Annotated in this window: 14 protein-coding genes and 1 tRNA gene; 8 read left to right on the top strand and 7 right to left on the bottom strand. The window is 47.9% G+C overall.

Annotated elements, in window-relative coordinates; translation table 11 throughout:
- The first annotated feature begins 193 nt into the window (after positions 1-193).
- Positions 194-1618, top strand: a complete 1425-nt coding sequence (locus tag NG796_RS23675) for an isochorismate synthase MenF (protein ID WP_261209642.1) — start codon at positions 194-196, stop codon at positions 1616-1618.
- Positions 1619-1660: 42 nt separating this feature from the next.
- Positions 1661-3418: a 2-succinyl-5-enolpyruvyl-6-hydroxy-3-cyclohexene-1-carboxylic-acid synthase gene (gene menD / locus NG796_RS23670; protein ID WP_261209641.1), complete on the top strand. Its 1758-nt coding sequence runs from the start codon at positions 1661-1663 to the stop codon at positions 3416-3418.
- 31 nt (positions 3419-3449) lie between these two features.
- On the opposite strand, the gene NG796_RS23665 is transcribed toward menD, so the two are convergent.
- The 5 genes from NG796_RS23665 to NG796_RS23645 form a co-directional block, all read right to left on the bottom strand.
- Positions 3450-4637, bottom strand: a complete 1188-nt coding sequence (locus NG796_RS23665) for an aminotransferase class V-fold PLP-dependent enzyme (protein ID WP_261209640.1) — start codon at positions 4635-4637, stop codon at positions 3450-3452.
- Between the two features lie 88 nt (positions 4638-4725).
- Positions 4726-4797, bottom strand: a tRNA-Asn gene (locus NG796_RS23660).
- A gap of 170 nt (positions 4798-4967) precedes the next feature.
- Complete coding sequence (locus NG796_RS23655) at positions 4968-5513, bottom strand: NYN domain-containing protein (protein WP_261209639.1); 546 nt, start codon at positions 5511-5513, stop codon at positions 4968-4970.
- Positions 5514-5704: 191 nt separating this feature from the next.
- Positions 5705-6403: an energy-coupling factor ABC transporter ATP-binding protein gene (locus tag NG796_RS23650; RefSeq protein WP_261209638.1), complete on the bottom strand. Its 699-nt coding sequence runs from the start codon at positions 6401-6403 to the stop codon at positions 5705-5707.
- Positions 6400-6678: a hypothetical protein gene (locus tag NG796_RS23645; RefSeq protein ID WP_261209637.1), complete on the bottom strand. Its 279-nt coding sequence runs from the start codon at positions 6676-6678 to the stop codon at positions 6400-6402. The genes NG796_RS23650 and NG796_RS23645 overlap by 4 nt, the downstream gene beginning before the upstream one ends.
- Before the next feature lie 63 nt (positions 6679-6741).
- On the opposite strand from NG796_RS23645, the gene NG796_RS23640 reads away from it, so the two are divergent.
- From NG796_RS23640 to NG796_RS23620, 5 genes are all read left to right on the top strand, one after another.
- Positions 6742-6873: a hypothetical protein gene (locus NG796_RS23640; protein ID WP_261209636.1), complete on the top strand. Its 132-nt coding sequence runs from the start codon at positions 6742-6744 to the stop codon at positions 6871-6873.
- Between the two features lie 237 nt (positions 6874-7110).
- Entirely contained in the window at positions 7111-8169 is a 1059-nt protein-coding gene (psbD, locus tag NG796_RS23635; protein ID WP_261209634.1) for a photosystem II D2 protein (photosystem q(a) protein), read from the top strand.
- Positions 8170-8807: 638 nt separating this feature from the next.
- Positions 8808-9089 carry a 4a-hydroxytetrahydrobiopterin dehydratase gene (locus NG796_RS23630; protein WP_261209632.1) on the top strand — a complete coding sequence of 94 codons (282 nt, stop codon included), beginning with the start codon at positions 8808-8810 and terminating at the stop codon, positions 9087-9089.
- A gap of 954 nt (positions 9090-10043) precedes the next feature.
- Positions 10044-11684, top strand: coding sequence for an HD family phosphohydrolase (locus tag NG796_RS23625; RefSeq protein ID WP_261209682.1), 1641 nt, complete (start codon positions 10044-10046; stop codon positions 11682-11684).
- Positions 11685-12421: 737 nt separating this feature from the next.
- The gene (locus tag NG796_RS23620) at positions 12422-14161 is read left to right on the top strand and encodes an iron uptake porin (protein ID WP_261209631.1); all 1740 of its coding nucleotides are present in this window, start codon (positions 12422-12424) and stop codon (positions 14159-14161) included.
- Between the two features lie 285 nt (positions 14162-14446).
- Here NG796_RS23620 and NG796_RS23615 read toward each other — a convergent pair whose 3' ends face one another.
- The gene (locus tag NG796_RS23615) at positions 14447-14590 is read right to left on the bottom strand and encodes a hypothetical protein (protein ID WP_261209630.1); all 144 of its coding nucleotides are present in this window, start codon (positions 14588-14590) and stop codon (positions 14447-14449) included.
- An 816-nt stretch (positions 14591-15406) separates the two neighbouring features.
- On the opposite strand from NG796_RS23615, the gene NG796_RS23610 reads away from it, so the two are divergent.
- Positions 15407-17146 carry an iron uptake porin gene (locus NG796_RS23610; RefSeq protein ID WP_261209629.1) on the top strand — a complete coding sequence of 580 codons (1740 nt, stop codon included), beginning with the start codon at positions 15407-15409 and terminating at the stop codon, positions 17144-17146.
- Between the two features lie 245 nt (positions 17147-17391).
- Here NG796_RS23610 and NG796_RS23605 read toward each other — a convergent pair whose 3' ends face one another.
- Positions 17392-17829 carry an RrF2 family transcriptional regulator gene (locus NG796_RS23605; protein ID WP_261209628.1) on the bottom strand — a complete coding sequence of 146 codons (438 nt, stop codon included), beginning with the start codon at positions 17827-17829 and terminating at the stop codon, positions 17392-17394.
- Positions 17830-18088: the final 259 nt, after the last annotated feature.

The following is an 18088-nucleotide window of genomic DNA, read 5'->3' as shown; positions in this document are numbered from 1 at the left end:
CCCCCTGTAAATCCCTCAGTGACATACAATGCTGAGAATGCGGGATCTATTGTACCGGGTAGATGTCCCCATCAAGTGCGCGTGTCCGTGGGAACCGTGCGATGGTTAGATAGATAGGAGGTACTTTTGAGGGTACCCGCCGTAAACCGGGGGCGATTTCCCCCAACCAGCCCAAGAAGCCATCCTTTCCTCCATGCTAGTTGTACCGTCTGATACCAACATGAAGCCAGACCGCAAGGATCTTTATCAGTTCCTTGTCGCTTGTCAGCAGGTATCCGTTGAGAAAGAATGCCCCCAGATTGCCACCCTATCCTTGGAACTTCCCCCTCTGGACCCCCTAGCGGTTTTACAGGCGATCGCCCAACCGGAGGACCCACATTTTTATTTTGAAAATGGCAATAAAGGGGAAGCGATCGCGGCGATCGGGGCGGCGATCACCTTTCATGTCCCCTCGGGTTCCGCCAGATTTGTCAAAGCGCAAACCTTTATCCAATCCTGTCTAGGGAATACTATTACCACCGGGGCCACGGACCTGCCGTTTGCGGGACCCCACTTTTTTTGTAACTTTACCTTTTTTGACGACCTACGCCCCCCAGAATCGGCCTTTCCTTGCGCTACGGTGTTATTACCCCGTTGGCAAGTTGCCCGATGTCACAACCGTTCAGTGTTCGTCGCCAACTTTTCTCTATCAGCCCGGGATAATATTAAAGCCTTACATCAAGATTTATGTAATAAACTCACCCAAATTCGCTGGGCCAATTCTCGCTGGCTAGATCCAGTAAATTTCCCGAACCAATCTTTTCAAAATCACGATTTTAAACCCACAGCAAATTTTAGAAAATCCGTTTACTCTGCCCTGAACCGGATTAACAACAAAACTTTAAATAAAATCGTTTTAGCCGATGCCATTGATTTAAACTTTCCCCGTCCGATTAACCTAGCCAAATCCCTGAATAATCTACGCCGACTTTATCCGGATTGCTACACTTTTGCCACCGGAAACGGCGGCGGAACGAATTTTATTGGAGCCAGTCCAGAACGTTTGCTGTCTATTTATAAACATCAATTAACCACTGATGCTTTAGCGGGTTCGGCCCCACGCGGTAAAACATCAGGAGAAGATGCAGAATTAGCCAAACTACTGTTATCCAGTGAGAAAGAAATTCATGAACATCGAGTGGTGATTGATTTTATCTGCGATCGCCTGACTCGGTTAGGGCTAACCCCCAACGTCCCCCCGCAATTGTTGTTATTACAATTGTCCAATATTCAACATCTCTGGACTCCAATTCAAGCCACCTTACCCCCAGGAATTCATCCCTTAGACATTTTAGCCGACCTCCATCCCACTCCGGCAGTAGCTGGGGTTCCCCGGGATACCGCTTGTCAAGAAATTCGCCGATATGAAGCCTTTGATCGCGGTTTATATGCCGCCCCATTAGGCTGGATTGATGGCTATGGAAACTGTGAATTTATTGTAGGCATTCGGTCCGCTTTAATTGAAGGCGATCGCGCCCGATTATATGCTGGGGCGGGAATTGTTGCTGGGTCCGATCCAGACAAAGAATTAGCCGAAGTGCAACTCAAACTTAAAACTCTGTTAAAAGCATTAGTTTAACCTCAATCAACGGGACCATTAGGATTCCTTTTCCCCTTAAGAATGCCAATAGATTTCCGCAATACCAACACCGTTTGGGCTTCTATTTTAGTCGAGACAGTCCAACGCCTAGGATTAACCACGGCAGTGATTTGTCCCGGTTCCCGTTCCACCCCGTTAACCGTTGCCTTTGCCAGTCATCCCGAGGTCGAAGCTATCCCCATTTTAGATGAGCGATCGGCCAGTTTTTTTGCATTAGGACAAGCCAAACAAACGGGGAAACCTGTCGTCTTAGTTTGTACTTCTGGAACTGCTGGGGCCAATTTTTATCCTGCGATTATTGAAGCAAAAGAAAGCCGTGTTCCCTTATTAATTTTAACCGCAGACCGACCCCCAGAACTGCGGGATTGCCATTCCGGTCAAACCATTGACCAAATTAAACTCTATGGACATTATCCCAACTGGCAAACGGAATTAGCTACGCCATCTTTAGAACTAAAACAACTAAGCTACCTGCGCCAAACCCTAATTCATGCTTGGGAAAAAACCTTATTTCCCGTCTCCGGTCCCGTCCATTTAAATCTCCCTTTTCGCGATCCCTTAGCCCCTTTACTACAACCCGAAGCCGCCCATTTAGCAACAACCTTCCAACCCGAAAATTTCTTTATCCATCTCCCCCCATCCCCCCCATCTCCCCCATCCCCCCTATCTCCCCCATCCTGTCTCCAAGAATGGCAAAATTGCCAACGGGGAATCATCATCGCTGGCGTTGCCCAACCTCAAAATCCGCAAGACTATTGTCAGGCGATCGCCCATCTTTCTAAAACCTTAAATTGGCCGGTTCTTGCCGAAGGATTATCCCCCCTCCGCAATTATGCCGACCTCAATCCCTATTTAATTTCTACTTATGATTTTATCCTCCGAAATCCCCAAATTGCTGATAAACTTACCCCAGAAATAGCCATTCAAATTGGTGAATTACCCACCAGCAAAACCCTTCGCAGTTGGTTAGAAACGACTCAACCTTTAACCTTTTTAGTCACCGAGAGCGATCGCAACCTTGACCCCCTACATGGCCGCACCATTCCCTTAAGAATGGCGATCGCCTCCCTTGCCGCCACTCTAAATCCCATCCCAGCAAATTCTTCCCCCACCGCCTATCTACAAAAATGGTGTGACGTTGAACGCCAAACCCGAGAGAAAGTTGATACCACCCTTTCATCGATTCCTGACCTAATTGAACCCAAAGTCGCATGGCTGATTTCCCAACAATTACCCCCAGAAACTCCCCTATTTATTGCCAATAGTATGCCCGTCCGAGATATCGAATATTTCTGGAAACCGGGCAACCGCCATATCCGACCCTTCGTCAACCGAGGTGCAAATGGCATTGACGGAACATTATCCACGGCATTAGGCATCGCCCATCGCCATCAAAGTAGCGTCATGTTAACCGGAGATTTAGCCCTTTTACATGACACAAATGGGTTTTTAATCCGCCAACATTTTCAAGGTCATTTAACCATCATTTTAATTAATAATAACGGCGGTGGCATTTTTGGAATGTTACCCATTGCCAAATTTGACCCCCCCTTTACTGAGTTTTTTGCCACCCCCCAAAACATCAATTTTGCCCGGTTATGCGCTGCCTATGATATCGAACATCAGCGGATTGAGTCTTGGCAGCAATTACAATCCCTGTTGAATCCTTTACCGAGTTCGGGTATTCGAGTCCTAGAGGTAAAAAGCGATCGCAATCTCGATGTCAAATGGCGACAAGACCAATTTCAACGCTTTGCCAAAGAGATAAAATCAACGTAAAAAAAGAAGATATAGCAGGGTCTAGGTTGAATCACTCTAATACCTGCTTCAACACTCCCGCCAACTGTTGATATTGCTCAAAATTATTGTAAATCTGAGCCGAAATTCGGATGACCCGTTGGGGGGATTTCGGCCAAGGCATCACCTGTAATTCAATCTGATGGCGATCAAACAATTCATCATGTAATTCATCTGCAGATCCATCAGGAATTGGAATACAAGCCATTGAACCAATCATTTCTGAGGGGGCGGGTATCTCAACTCCCAGGGTCTCGCACAGCATCTGCCTTGCTGCGAAAACAAGCTGATGATTTCTTGACATTAACTCGGGCCACCCCCCAGGCAGGAGAGACCCCATAAACTGAATAGCCGCAGGAACGGATAAATAAGCTGAGGGGTCCCCAGTTCCAGTCCAATCAAATTCAAGTTGAAAGCGAGATTTATCGGTTCGGGGAGAGTTGGCCCCATGACTGATGGTCAAGGGTCGAATTTGCTGCTGGCGATCGCCTCGAACGTACAAAAATGCCGCCCCTTTGGGTGCAGATAGCCATTTATGACAGTTACCGCTATAGTAGGTCGCCCCAATTTCTGATAAGTTTAGGGGTAGCATCCCCGGTGCGTGTGCGCCATCAATTAAAGTCTCAATCCCATATGGGGAAAGCTGGTGAATGATTTCCTCGATAGGAAAAATTAATCCAGTTTGGCTACTAATATGGTCTAAGAGAACAAGTTTGGTTTTTTCGGTGACCCGTCCCATGACTGCATCGACAATCTCCTGCTTGGAGGCGATCGGGAAGGGAACGGGAACCACAATAATTCGGGCATCCGCGCGATCGGCGATAAATTCTAAGGCGTTGCGACTGGCATTATACTCATGGTCCGTGGTCAGTAACTCGTCGCCCGGGTTAAAATGCAGCGATCGCAGCACAGAATTGACCCCGGTAGTGGCATTGGGCACAAAAACCAAGTCCTGCGCATCCACCCCGACGAATTGGGCTAACTGTTCCCGCGCTTGATCTAAAAGCGGCTCAAATTCGCGCACGAAAAACCGCACAGGTTCCCGTTCTAGCTGCTGCCGTACCTGTTCTTGGGCTTCTAACACCGGGAAGGGACAGGCCCCAAAAGAACCATGATTCAAAAAAATAATCTGCGGGTCGAGGGACCAATAGGCCGAAAATTCTGTCGGTCTCTGCCCTTGTAAATCCGTATTTTTCAACATAATCTTGTCTATTTTTAAACCTTGAATATAAAAAGATTAGATTGAAATTCAATCTAATCTCTTCAATCCAAAATCTAAAATTAATAAACTCCCCGGGTAGGATTCGAACCTACGACCAATCGGTTAACAGCCGACCGCTCTACCACTGAGCTACCGAGGAACGTTTCGGTTTGCTTGGCTCACCGTTATTAATAATACACATACCTTTCTGGTTTTGGCAACCCCTTTTTCAAAAAATTTTTGATTTTTTTTTGAAACCTGGGATCGATTCTGATTCGCTAGGGGTGGCGATCGCCTGACCAGTCAAGCCTTGATCGGGTTTTGAGAGCCCTACAAACCCCGTCGCAACTGAGCGAGTCGCTGTTGGGCTTCCGCATCCAGTCCCGAGACTAGAAACCGACTAGAGGGTTTGTTACGGGTTTTCTGTTTACTTCGGCACCGGCGTTCCGTCGCTTCTATGGCTTGGGCAAACTGAAGCGCGGACATCCATTCCGCCCCATATCCTAAAACCGTTTGCTGTTGCGCACGGTCGGAGGTTGCCACAATTAACCGGCGATGAAGGTTTCCCAAGTTTCGCCGAAAGGTGGCACAGGTTTTTTCAATATAGGTGTCTGCGGTTTGCCCAAATTCGGTATAGCAGACGGATAAACTTTTCGAGATGACTTCGGTATAGCAGGGTTCATGCCGAGAATGAGCATCAAAAACTACCAGCGTGTCTAATCCTTCAAAGGCGCTGTAGTTGATCAGCGACTCGATTAGTTCTCTGCGAGAGGCTTCTAACCCGTCAAAGTCTCGTTTGGTTTTGAGCTTTGACCATAGTCCTATGATGTTGTATCCATCCACGAGCAATAAAGGTCGCGCTGAGGAGCGTGGCATGGCTTTTCTTTACATTTGTTTACTATTTACTCAGAATCAGACTAGGCGCTTCGCATTATATCATTTTTTGTTCTAATCAAAACGTTAATTTAATTTAATTTTTGTAAACTACACTCTTCCCAACCCTAAAGATATCTTTATCAAAGTGAAAGGGCCGGGACTGCTCAGTTCAGCAGTCCTGGCCCTAGGAATCACTCTAAATCCTCAGATTCCATCAACCGTTCGATCAGGGGCTGGGGATTTCCCGAATCGACCATTCGCCCCCGCTCTAGGAGGAAAGCTCCATCGCAATAGGCTAATTCCTCAAACCGATGGGTGACCCAGAGTGCCGTTAACCCTCGGCTTTTCACCAACCGCTGGACTTGAGCCACGAGGTCTAATTGACTGTCTGGATCCAATAAAGCGGTTGGCTCATCTAATAACAGAACCTCGCAATGGCGGGCGATCGCCCCAGCAATGGCAACCCGCTGTTTTTGACCTCCACTCAGCGCATAGATCGGACGTCGTTGCAAGGCGAGTAAGTTAACCGCTGTCAGGGCTTCTTCCACCCGATGCCGCGTTTGAGCCAGGGTAAGATTTTCCTCAACCAACCCAAAAGCGACATCCGCACCCACGGTAGGCATCACTAACTGATGATCCGGGTTTTGGAACACAAACCCCACGGGACGAGAAATCGAAATTTGACCATTCCTCGGGGTCAGCAAACCTGCCAGTAACCGCAGTAACGTGGATTTTCCACTGCCATTGGTCCCCAAGAGCATCCAGAATTCGCCCTGGGGAACCGCCAAGGAGCAGGATTTTAAAACCTCTGCTCCCGAGGGCCAGTTAAAGCAGAGGTCCTGCACAACGATCGCCTTGGGGCGATCATCACCGGGAGACTGCGGGTTCATTGACTCAGGGATTCCACCAACGCTGCAAATCCAGGGGCTTTGCCTGCTGCTGCCGCACCAGACTTTTCAGAGATTTGTACCGCTGTGAGTTGATTAATAAAGACAGCAATTTTTTTCTCGGGCATTTTCTCGCAGGTGAGTTCCAAAATCTCAGAACTCCCTGAGCGCATCGCTCCGACTACCTGTTGGTAGAGGGTTTCGGCATCTTCAATCGTCTTCCGTTGCACCGACAGAGGTAAAGGAGTGTTTTTTAGGGTTAAGTCAATCGTAAACATGATTTGTAGCAAAGTTCATTGGACCGCACCTTTCTAGTATCCCAAAATCTCAGCATTCCGGGGATGTCTGGAAATGAACGAGCGAAATTAAGCGGCGATCGCCCTCCTATCCCTGCCCGTTTTCTACTCCTGGTGGCCCTCTTCCACATCCAACCCGATGATTCCAGTTTGCTGCTGGTATCACCAGCGCTGTAGAGAAATCCGTTCCATGAGTCCCACCCCTAACCCCACTCCTTTGAGATACTCTTCAGAAAATTTTTAGATCAGGGGGTTTAAAAATTTTCAGGTTTCCCCCTATAATGAGAAACATAGTAAAGAAACGTAAACTCTTGAAGCGCGATCGCCCATTTTCTGCTATGGCTGGCAGAAACCCCGGTCGAAAACGCTCAGAAAGAGTTAACCGTAGCCATATTAATTTGGAGATTTTGCGTTATGACGATTGCAGTCGGACGCGCCCAGGCAGAGCGGGGATGGTTTGACGTCCTCGACGACTGGCTAAAACGCGATCGCTTCGTATTTATCGGTTGGTCTGGCCTATTACTCTTCCCCTGCGCCTACCTCGCAGTGGGAGGCTGGCTGACCGGCACCACCTTCGTGACCTCTTGGTACACCCACGGATTAGCTTCCTCCTATTTAGAAGGTTGCAACTTCCTCACCGTGGCGGTTTCAACTCCTCCGAACAGTGTGGGACATTCCCTCCTGTTCCTCTGGGGTCCTGAAGCCCAAGGGGACTTCACCCGGTGGTGTCAACTGGGCGGACTGTGGACCTTCGTCGCCCTGCACGGGGCCTTTGGTCTGATTGGCTTCTGCCTACGTCAGCTAGAAATTGCCCGCCTGTTAGGGATTCGTCCCTACAACGGACTCGCCTTTACCGGACCCATCGCGGTGTTCGTCAGCGTGTTCTTGATGTACCCCTTGGGTCAATCCGGCTGGTTCTTTGCGCCTAGCTTTGGCGTCGCTGCTATCTTCCGCTTCCTGTTGTTCTTCCAAGGGTTCCATAACTGGACCCTCAACCCCTTCCACATGATGGGTGTGGCGGGTATCCTGGGCGGTGCACTGCTGTGCGCCATTCATGGAGCTACCGTGGAAAACACCTTGTTTGAAGATGGCGAAGGGTCTAACACCTTCCGCGCCTTTGAACCGACTCAAGCGGAAGAAACCTACTCGATGGTTACCGCCAACCGTTTCTGGTCTCAAATCTTTGGGGTGGCTTTCTCTAACAAGCGCTGGTTACACTTCTTTATGTTGTTCGTGCCAGTCACCGGCTTGTGGATGAGCGCGATCGGGGTTGTTGGCTTAGGGTTAAACCTGCGTGCTTATGACTTCGTGTCTCAAGAACTGCGGGCTGCGGAAGACCCGGAATTTGAAACCTTCTATACCAAGAATATCCTTCTGAATGAAGGGATTCGGGCTTGGATGGCTCCGGTTGACCAGCCTCATGAAAACTTTGAGTTCCCTGAAGAAGTTCTACCTCGCGGTAACGCTCTGTAGAAATTCCCAGCAACCTCACTCAGTTTTTAGGTTAGTTTAGTCAAAACCCCTACCACTTGGTAGGGGTTTTGTGTTACATAGCACAGAGAGTAACCTGGGGACTTCTGCATCCAAGGCTGGTCCGACAAATTCGCAGGCCCAGGTAGTCCCTGGAAAAAAATTAGCCAGATAAAAAACAGCAGAGTTGGGAAATTTCCAATTCGGTGTGTTATGCTAGGTTACATAAAGTTTATGGAAATAAAACCCACTTAGGGTAAACAGGAGGTGATGCCTATGCCAGATAGTAGTAAATGCATGGGTCATCAAATTGGAGTAAATCGGCTGTGGGCCGGGGCTGTTCTCTAACAACTCGCTTTAGTCCCTTTCGGATTAAAGAAAATCCTTGAGAACTAGGCTGGTTGGGAGTTCCTCCCGGCAGTCAGATTCCAATTTGAAGACCAACTAGACCGCTTTCGCCCTCAGCGTCATAGTGAAAACTAAGCGCACCCGGTGAGAGCGGATAGTTTTTTTAAGCCTTAGTTAAACGTCTTTGGCAAGTATAGAGAAAAATCAGGGATGGTGATTAGGAAACCCTATCCAGGGAAGAAATTCGGTTAACCATCCTAATCTTAATATTGGAAGTCAACAGGGGGAATCAGATGGCTCAGTTGTTAACAGAAAAAGAGATTGAGGAACGGTTGAGTCAGCTTGGGGACTGGACCCGAGAGGGGAAAATTTTGCAGTGTGAAAAAAAATTTAAAGATTTTATTGAGGCGATCGCCTTTGTTAATCAATTAGTAGATCCCGCTGAAATCGCCGGACATCACCCCGACTTAGAAATTTCTTATAACAAAGTTACCATTAGTTTAACCACTCATGATGCTGGGGGCTTAACCGAAAAAGATTTTCAAATGGCCCAAACCATCTCCGAGTTGAAATGAGTTCCCCTCCTTTAGAAAGGGAGTTAAAATGGATTAAATTCTCCTAACAAAATTTTTGTGATAAACTGTGGTAATCAGTAAATTACAGATGTAGCATTAGCCCATTTGGGATGGGTTAGTAAGTAAGAGAACGAATTGAGGTGACTCTTGACTTTAGAGGGGCTTGCTTTAGACACTTAAACAAGTCCGCCTTTAGAAAACATCAAGTTGAAACCATAAAACCGCTGGTCCCAACTCAGGAAAACTGTTTCGGACCCAGCCAAGAGCGAACCCACTTTTCAACCCAGAGAGTCCTTTTGGGGGATATTTCCTCTAGGAAGAGGCGTACCTGGAACCTCGAACGATAGGTGCTAAATAGCGATCTAGCTCAACAGTGAGCCTCACTGAATTTGTGGGAAGCTTAGGGGAAATGGGATGCCTTCTCCCTTCCTGTATGGCCTGAATGTACGGGAACCCTGTCCACCGAGTCGGGAGCATCAGTCCAGCAGTCCCTTCCTGATAGTAGTTTCCCGTCTGAATAGGTGGATATTCTGGAAAGCCCCTTCATTAAGGCTGGGTCACAAGGCTTCTAAAGGCTCAAGACAACGAGCAATACCCGAGGGATTGCAATTGCAGTTACTTTATGATAGGGAAATCTTGTAGTGCGGGTCGGTCACTGATGCGGTGTTAGGACAGACTTAACCATTCAAATAATGCTTGTTTAACCCGGCTACGGCAATACAGCCTTGGAGTTAACGCAGGAGTCTCACATGATTGAAATTGTTTCCCAAGGTAGACAGTTATTGTTAAGGGCCTCTCCATTGTAGCACAAGATTGACGGGGAATAAATGGAATAGGGCCGCCTTTCCTCCCTGGTTTAACGCGCCAGGGCTTCCAGGCATCCGGTACTTTCATGTGAATTCAGGTAAAGCTGTGAACAGCGATCGGACAGTAAAAAAACACCCGCTTGGGGTCTTGAATACCCCGGAATTAAGCAACGAATATGTAACGAGAGCGGAATTAGTAGAGGAGCTATTAGATATTGGCGCAGCGCTTTCGAGTACCTATGACTTGGGAGCGTTGTTGACCCTCATTTTAACGAAGAGCCGAGAACTAACCTGTAGCGATGCAGGAAGCGTTTACCTGGTAGATCACAACGATGAAGACGTGCCCAAGTTGTTATTTAAGGTAGCACAGAACGATTCTCTGCCTAAAGTTTCATTTCAGGAATTTGCCATACCTCTGACGCCTAAAAGTTTGGCGGGTTATGTCGCCTTAACGGGAGAAAGCCTAAATCTGGCCGATGCCTACGCTTTGCCACCCACCGTCCCTTATCAGCTAGAGCGCAGTGTTGATCGAGATCTGGACTACTCCACTCGTTCGGTCTTGGTGCTGCCGATGCAAAACCGTCAGGGGGAAATGATCGGCGTGCTCCAACTGATTAATCGCAAGACTAAGGCGGATGTAGTGGTCACCCCAGAAAATGTGACTGAAGTTACCCAACCTTACTCAGAATGGGAAGAGCGCATCGTTAGAAGTTTGGCATCCCAAGCAGCGATTTCCATCGAACGGAATCATCTGCAAGAAAGTATTGAACATCTGTTCGAGGGGTTTGTAACGGCATCAGTCCAAGTGATTGAAGCACGGGATCCCTGTACTTTTGGACATTCTGAGCGGGTGGCGGAACTGACGGTTCGCCTCAGTCAAGAGGCCAATACGGTTACGACTGGACCCATGCGAGATGTCAAGTTTAGTGTTCGTCAAATCCAAGAAGTCCGCTACGCAGCTTTATTGCATGATTTTGGTAAAGTTGGGGTCCCTGAAGCGATTTTAGTGAAGCAGAAAAAGCTCTATCCATCCCAACTAGAGGTGATCCGCCATCGCTTTGCCTTAGCGGAGCGAACGATGGAAATGGAATGCGCCCAAAACAAGTTTAGGTATTTGATTGAGCATCCCTCTCATCTTCATCGCCACCCAGAAAATGCTTGTTCTCATTGTCAGGAGTTGCAGGAACTGGACCGTCAACTCCAAGAGAAGATAGAGCAACTGAATAGTTACTGGAAGCTGTTGTTAGAGGCCAATGAACCGCGCATCCTGGCGGAAGAACCCCTGGCTCGCTTGCGAGAACTTTCTCAACAGATCTATAGGGATGTGGATGGTCAATTAAAGCCCTTAATCGATCCCGATGAAATCACTCAACTTCTGATCCCCAAGGGGAATCTGACCCCAGAAGAACGCTTGTCTATTGAATATCATGTGACTCATACCTATGAGTTTTTGAAGCGAATTCCCTGGACCCGGGATCTGAAAGATGTGCCGAAGATCGCCTTCGGCCATCATGAAAAGATCGATGGATCGGGGTACCCAAGGGGATTGAAAGGAAATGAAATTCCGATCCAGGCCCAGATTATGACCATTGCCGATATTTATGATGCGCTCACGGCAGGCGATCGCCCCTACAAGAGAGGATTGCCTGTAGAAGCGGCCCTCAGAATTCTCCGGGAAGAAGCCCTTCATAACAAAATCAATGCCGACCTGTTGGAGTTATTCGAGCATCGTCAGGTTTTTTCAGTCCTAGGCCACTCTCAAGAGGTCGTTACCCTTGAAAGCGCTTAATCCCCACGAACCCTAACAGTTAATGGCGATCGGCCAGATTAAACCCTTTTGATTCAGGCGATCGGGGAACTCAAAAAGTTTAACCCCAGTCATCCCTGGGAGCCTATTGCGTCAAATCGAGCATGGGCTGGCCCAGACCCGAAAATTTTCCGTGAAAATAGGGTTTATTTACCCTTGAAGTAGAAAAAAAATACCATAGAACTGGACCGTTCAAGGGTTACCATCGCAGGCAAGAAACAACAAAGACTTGCAAATCTCCGGTTCCAATCGAAGTAAATCTGTTAATCTATAACAGAAGTAAGCAGCCACTATCTCGCTGACTATATAATGAGTCGAGAGTTTATCAGAAGCAATAGGCCCTCCAGCCAACTCCGAAGCCTGCTTGATCAGGTTACGAAAAACCTGGGCAGAAAACCGAGCCGTCAGGTCGAGGGTTCTACATCCTCATCCATGATGGGTCTAGTTTTTCTATCGGGGACATCAATGATTGGAGGGGACGCCTCTGGTTCTAGGCTCTGCCGTAGCACCCCCACCCTAGCTAGTGGGGACCCATAACTGTTCCGGCTAAAAATCTATATCGGTGCAGTTGAGAAGTGGATATAACCTATCAAGGGGTTAAGAGCTATAAAACAGCTCTTTCTTTCCTTCTTGTGGCTTATTATCTCCTGTCTGAAAGATTGATGAGAGATACGAGTCAAATCGTTTAGATAATTACAGGTGTGAGGAGAAGAGGGAAAATGTCTAAAGTATTGTGGAATTCTCTGTTGGTTAGTCCAGCAGTTTTAACCTCGGCGTTAGTCGGAGCGGCCTTAGCGTCCGTAGTGGGCGTACCTGAAGCGATCGCCTCTGAAACCCAAGCTGATTCTATGCCTGTGGCCCAAGCCAATGAGTTGGCCCAACCCAGTGCATTTTCAGCCAGCGGATTTGACCTGATCGCCCAAGTTCAAGAGGACGCACCGTCGGCCACAGAAACCGCCAACGTTTTACAACAACTCAATCAATACAGCCGGGAAGGGGGTGGCACCAACAATATCGCTCAAGTCACCTCCGTGTCTCAACTGCGGGACGTGCAACCCACTGATTGGGCTTTCCAAGCACTCCAATCCTTGGTAGAGCGCTATCGCTGTATTGCCGGTTATCCCGACGGGACCTTCCGTGGCAACCGGGCGCTAACTCGTTATGAATTTGCTGCCGGTTTAAACGCCTGTTTAGAGCGCATCAACGAAATTATTGCGGCCCAGCTTGAAGGGATTCTGAACAGAGAGGACCTGTTAACCTTACAACGCTTAACTGAAGAGTTTGCTGCAGAACTGGCAACCTTGCGCGGTCGGGTCGATGCCCTCGAAGTGCGCGTCGCTGAAATCGAAGCCAATCAATTCTCCACCACCACCAAACTCTTTGGCGAATCTATCTTCGCCTTATCCTTGTCTGAAGGTGGAAACAGTGTCGGAGGCGAAACTGATAGCGGTGTTCAATTTGGTACCCGCACTCGGTTGAACTTCGATACGAGCTTCACAGGCCGAGATCTACTCAGAACTCGACTGGAAATCAACAATCTGGATGCCTTCTCAGGCACCAACACCTTCACTCCCGAAGGGGATCTGAAATTTGCCGTTAATGACCCTTACCAAGAGGGAGATACCACGGTCCGCCTAGACACCTTGCTCTATAGCACAAGCGTTGGTCCTGCCAATGTTGTCTTTATTGCCAATGGAGGGGACGCGGATGACTTCGCAAGCACCATCACCCCCTTAGATGGAGATGGCGGCAGCGGAGCTCTATCTCGGTTTGGGACCCGCGCTCCGATTTATAACATGGTTCGCGGTTCTGGGATTGGTTTGACCTTTGATGCAGGCCCTGCCGAAGTTAGCCTGGGCTACTTAGCAGAAAATGCTTCGACTCCCACCCGTCGCAACGGGCTGACTGATGGCCCTTACGGAGCCTTAGCCCAATTGGTATTTAAACCTGTTACGGGGCTGCAACTGGGTCTGACTTACGTCAATGCCTACCGTAGTGATATGCGTACAGGTAGCCAACTCGCTACTCCTGTATCTTCTCTAGCCCCACCGGATGGCTTAACCACCATCAGCAACGCCTATGGTGTTCAACTGGGTTATGATACTGGAGCCTTTGCGTTCGGAGGCTGGGCCGGTTACACCAACGCTCGCATCCTCGACGAAGGTCTCAAAGGCGACTTGGGCATCTGGAACTGGGCTGTTAACTTAGCGGTTAACGCTGGACCTCCGGGGAGCCAATTTGGGCTAGTCGTCGGTATGGAACCCCAGGTCAACTCAGATGATTTTAATGGAGCCCTGGAAGACCCCGATCGTTCTTTACACGTTGAAGGGTTTTATCAATATCAGCTAACCGAAAATATTGCTATTACTCCGGGCTTTATCTGGTTGACGGCTCCAGATCATAACGATCTCAATGATGATGTGGTAATTGGAACTATCCGCACCACTTTCCGATTCTAAAACCAGTAATTGGGATTAACCCCCGGGCTAAAACTCGGGAATTCACTTCTGGATGCTACCTTAGTCTTAAGGTTTTGAAAAGTGGGTAGCATGGATATTTACCCCCCCCTAATTAATCAAGGGGGGGTTTTTTTAATCGGTTTTTCCGGAGAAAATTCGATGCATTTCTATCCGGGTTATCGAGTTAAGTTAAAATTAGAAGAGTCAACTCCTTACGATGAGAGTAGCTTCAGCTTTCAAAGGGTTGTAAAAAATAGAGGATTTTTACCTTAGACTCGGGTTTTTTTAGAAGAAGGCGAGTTGTATTGGCATGGGTGACGGGGTAGCGGGGGAAAGTGCGATCGCCTTTAACCTCCCTGGAATGTCTATAACAGCAAACAGCTTAAAAGTTGTGGTGACCAAGCAACCGAGTAAAAAATCCGTTAACATTTTCCTCCCTTTCTCTCTTGTATAATTTGCAAGTCATCAGCATTAACAACTCCATTAAATCAAGATTTCCATAATACTATATCCCTTTTGGAGCAGGGTAAAAAATAGAGAGTACCGTAGCCCTTATTAGGTGAAACTAAAGCCGTTTTGACCCTACTTTCGAGTTTATATTAGAAAAAACAAACGGTCATGCTCCCCAACCTTGTAAGAGTTAGAAAATTTAGTCAAGACCATAGTTTCCCCCCAGAGATAAAAGAGGGATACTTGATGGAAATGCACGCCAATAATTCCAAGAATTGCTTTTGCATGAGGGTTGTTGGAGGTCTGACCCTCTCCCTTTCAATCTCTCAAATCTTAAATCCCCGTATTAGTAAAATTTATAAATCAACTGATGACCTAGACAAAATTCAGGTTATAATCCATAAGCAGGGAAAACTTTACCCATTGATATACCTCATAACGCTACTTGATAGTAAGGGAAAAAGCCAAGAGTAATTGGTAACAAATGCTACCGGGGAAAATTAATAAATAAAAGTTCTTGACCGAACTACAGTTTTAGGCCATGATAAAGGCACTTACAACAGGGGTACAGTAGCGCCCTAATTGGCGAGCTGATTGATGCGAAAGCTCCCAGGGTGGCTTAGGAGGGTAACTGAAAACAGCCCCTATTTGTCCAGGGCAAAGTGAACTTCTGTCCGCAAATTGGGGAAAGCCTGTATAATCGCTCTGCTGTTACTCTTGGTTGTGATTTCCCCAAAGTAGTCCAGGGGAAAGTATTCCATCGAACTCTAAATTGGTGTGAGGAGAAGAGGGAAAATGTCTAAAGTATTATGGAATTCGCTGTTGGTCAGTCCAGCAGTTTTAGCTTCGGCATTGGTCGGAGCAGCTTTGGGGTCCGGAGTGGGTGCATCCGAGGCGATCGCCTCCGAAGTCCCAGCCGAATGGATGCCAACGACTCAGGCGAATGAATTCGCTACCCCGACTGAATTTTCGACAGGTGCAGTTGACCTTCCTGGGGCGATCGCTCAAGTTCAAGATGCACCGTCGGCCACAGAAACGGCCAACATCTTACAACAACTCACTGAATACGGATCCCAAGCAGATAGTACCCTGCTCACTCAAGTTACCTCCGTATCTCAGTTGCGGGACGTACAACCCACAGACTGGGCATTTCAAGCCCTACAATCCCTAGTAGAGCGCTATCGCTGTATCGCCGGTTATCCCGATGGGACCTTTCGTGGCAACCGAGCCTTGACTCGTTATGAATTTGCTGCGGGTTTAAATGCCTGTTTAGAGCGCATTAACGAAATCATTGCCGCTCAAATCGAAGGGGTGTTAGGCAGAGACGACCTAATCACCCTACAGCGGCTAGTTGAAGAGTTTGGGGCTGAACTCGCCACCTTACGGGGTCGGGTGGACTCCCTCGAAGTGCGGGTCACGGAACTTGAAGCTAATCAGTTCTCCACCACCACCAAACTATTTGGCGAATCCATCTTTGCCTTATCTGTAGCCGAAGGGGGAAATAGTGTCGGAGGCGAAACCGACAGTGGGGTTCAATTTGGCACCCGCACTCGTCTGGAATTTCTAACCAGCTTTACTGGGGATGACTTCCTGCATACCCGACTCCAAATCAATACTCTCGATGCTTTTTCGGGAACCAATACCTTCACCCCCGAAGGCGACCTCAAGTTTGGTGTTGGCCCTTACGGTGAAGGTAGCACCAACGTCGAGCTAGATTGGTTGGCCTATGAAACCAATGTTGGCAACGCCCGCGTTGTCTTTATTCCCGTAGGCGGCATTGTACCTGACTTCGCCAGCACCATCACCCCCTTGGATGGAGATGGTGGCAGCGGTGCCCTGTCTCGGTTCGGGACCCGCGCTCCCATTTACAACATGGTTGAAGGTTCGGGGATTGGCTTAAATTTTGATGCAGGTCCCGCAGAAATCAGCCTGGGGTATTTAGCTCAAGATGCTGGAACTCCGACCCGTCGCAACGGTCTATTTGACGGCGCTTATGGAGCCTTAGCCCAACTGGTCTTTAAGCCAGTTACAGGGTTGCAACTGGGTCTGACTTATGTCAATGCCTATCGCACCGATATGCTCACGGGTAGCCAACTTGCCACCCCTGTTACCTCCCTAGCCCCAGACGATGGCTTAACCACCATCAGCAACGCCTATGGTGTTCAATTAGGTTATGATACCGGAACCTTTGCCTTTGGAGGTTGGGCTGGTTACACCAACGCTCGCATCCTCGACGAAGGTCTCAAAGGCGACCTGGGCATCTGGAACTGGGCTGTTAACTTAGCGGTTAACGCTGGACCTCCGGGCAGCCAATTTGGGCTAGTCGTCGGTATGGAACCCCAGGTCACCAAAGATGATTTTAATGGGGCGCTTGAAGACCCCGATCGTTCTTTACACGTTGAAGGGTTTTACCAATATCAGCTCACGGAGAATATTGCCATTACTCCAGGCTTTATCTGGTTGACAGCTCCGGATCATAATGATCTCAACGATGATGTGGTGATTGGAACTCTTCGGACCACATTTAAGTTCTAAACTTGGTTCAATTTCAAGATAAGGGGGGTTTAAACTCCCCTGATTTTCCATTGATCATCATCCATACTGAAGCCGTCTAAAGTTTAAGAAATTTAGAAAGTTTCTTGTCAGACTTTGCCATGCCCAGTGCATGGCTTTTTTAGTGTGGATTGCCCCAGTTTAATAGAGGAACCTGAATTAATAACTGTAACCTCTTGAGTTGGGGATAGATCCCAATTAATTCTCCCCAGGGTTGTGAATTAGCCTTAAATGTAGTACATGATATCACCCTGCTGCTTGGCATTTCGCAGTTCGCAGACATCTTTGAGGGTATATTTTTGCAAGACAGCTTGAGAAGCTTCCTGAGCCTCTTTCCAGACATCGCGAACGATTTCATTTTCTAGAGTTTTGGGGGTTGAGTCGTTTTCTGAGAGTCCGGCATCCAATCCTTCTATGCAAGTTACCACTTCTAAGAGGGTAATTTTCCAAGGTTCCCGAGCTAAAAGATAACCGCCTTTTGCGCCCCTTTGACTGCGAACCAAACCACAGCGCCGTAAGGAGGCTAAAAGTTGCTCTAAGTAACGGTCAGGAATATTTTGTTGAGCAGCTATCTGTCGAATTTGTAGCGGCTCTCCTTTATCATATTGGCTTGCTAACTCTAAGAGGGCCAACAGCGCGTATTCACTTTTACAGGAAAGTTCCACTGTTTAAAATACAAGATATGTTTAAGGGCTAAATTGAAAAAATTAGCCACTGGCGTCTATTATACTGCGGTTTAACGCATCTTCTGAGACCCGGATCTTCGGCCTTTTACACAAATCGCTATTCTTAAGGTGGCTCTAGCTCGGGTTAGCTCGTTAAGGCCCCCAACCGTTTTGAAGGGTTTTAACTGGAGTTTAGACTAAGCGAAATTTGACCCACCAGGAGGGGAGCCACTGTTAAAAGAGTGTAGGACAAAAATGA

It is taken from the genome of Laspinema sp. D2d (genome assembly GCF_025370755.1).
In the GTDB taxonomy this organism is placed as follows: Bacteria; Cyanobacteriota; Cyanobacteriia; order Cyanobacteriales; family Laspinemataceae; genus Laspinema.
Note: the sequence above shows the minus strand (reverse complement) of the source record. Positions and strands in the feature narration are given on the sequence as shown.

Coding starts and splice junctions, on each gene's coding strand:
- NG796_RS23675 (WP_261209642.1), top strand. CDS start 194: ATGCTAGTTGTACCGTCTGATACCAACATGAAGCCAGACCGCAAGGAT.
- menD (WP_261209641.1), top strand. CDS start 1,661: ATGCCAATAGATTTCCGCAATACCAACACCGTTTGGGCTTCTATTTTA.
- NG796_RS23665 (WP_261209640.1), bottom strand. CDS start 4,637: ATGTTGAAAAATACGGATTTACAAGGGCAGAGACCGACAGAATTTTCG.
- NG796_RS23655 (WP_261209639.1), bottom strand. CDS start 5,513: ATGCCACGCTCCTCAGCGCGACCTTTATTGCTCGTGGATGGATACAAC.
- NG796_RS23650 (WP_261209638.1), bottom strand. CDS start 6,403: ATGAACCCGCAGTCTCCCGGTGATGATCGCCCCAAGGCGATCGTTGTG.
- NG796_RS23645 (WP_261209637.1), bottom strand. CDS start 6,678: ATGTTTACGATTGACTTAACCCTAAAAAACACTCCTTTACCTCTGTCG.
- NG796_RS23640 (WP_261209636.1), top strand. CDS start 6,742: ATGTCTGGAAATGAACGAGCGAAATTAAGCGGCGATCGCCCTCCTATC.
- psbD (WP_261209634.1), top strand. CDS start 7,111: ATGACGATTGCAGTCGGACGCGCCCAGGCAGAGCGGGGATGGTTTGAC.
- NG796_RS23630 (WP_261209632.1), top strand. CDS start 8,808: ATGGCTCAGTTGTTAACAGAAAAAGAGATTGAGGAACGGTTGAGTCAG.
- NG796_RS23620 (WP_261209631.1), top strand. CDS start 12,422: ATGTCTAAAGTATTGTGGAATTCTCTGTTGGTTAGTCCAGCAGTTTTA.
- NG796_RS23615 (WP_261209630.1), bottom strand. CDS start 14,590: ATGTTAACGGATTTTTTACTCGGTTGCTTGGTCACCACAACTTTTAAG.
- NG796_RS23610 (WP_261209629.1), top strand. CDS start 15,407: ATGTCTAAAGTATTATGGAATTCGCTGTTGGTCAGTCCAGCAGTTTTA.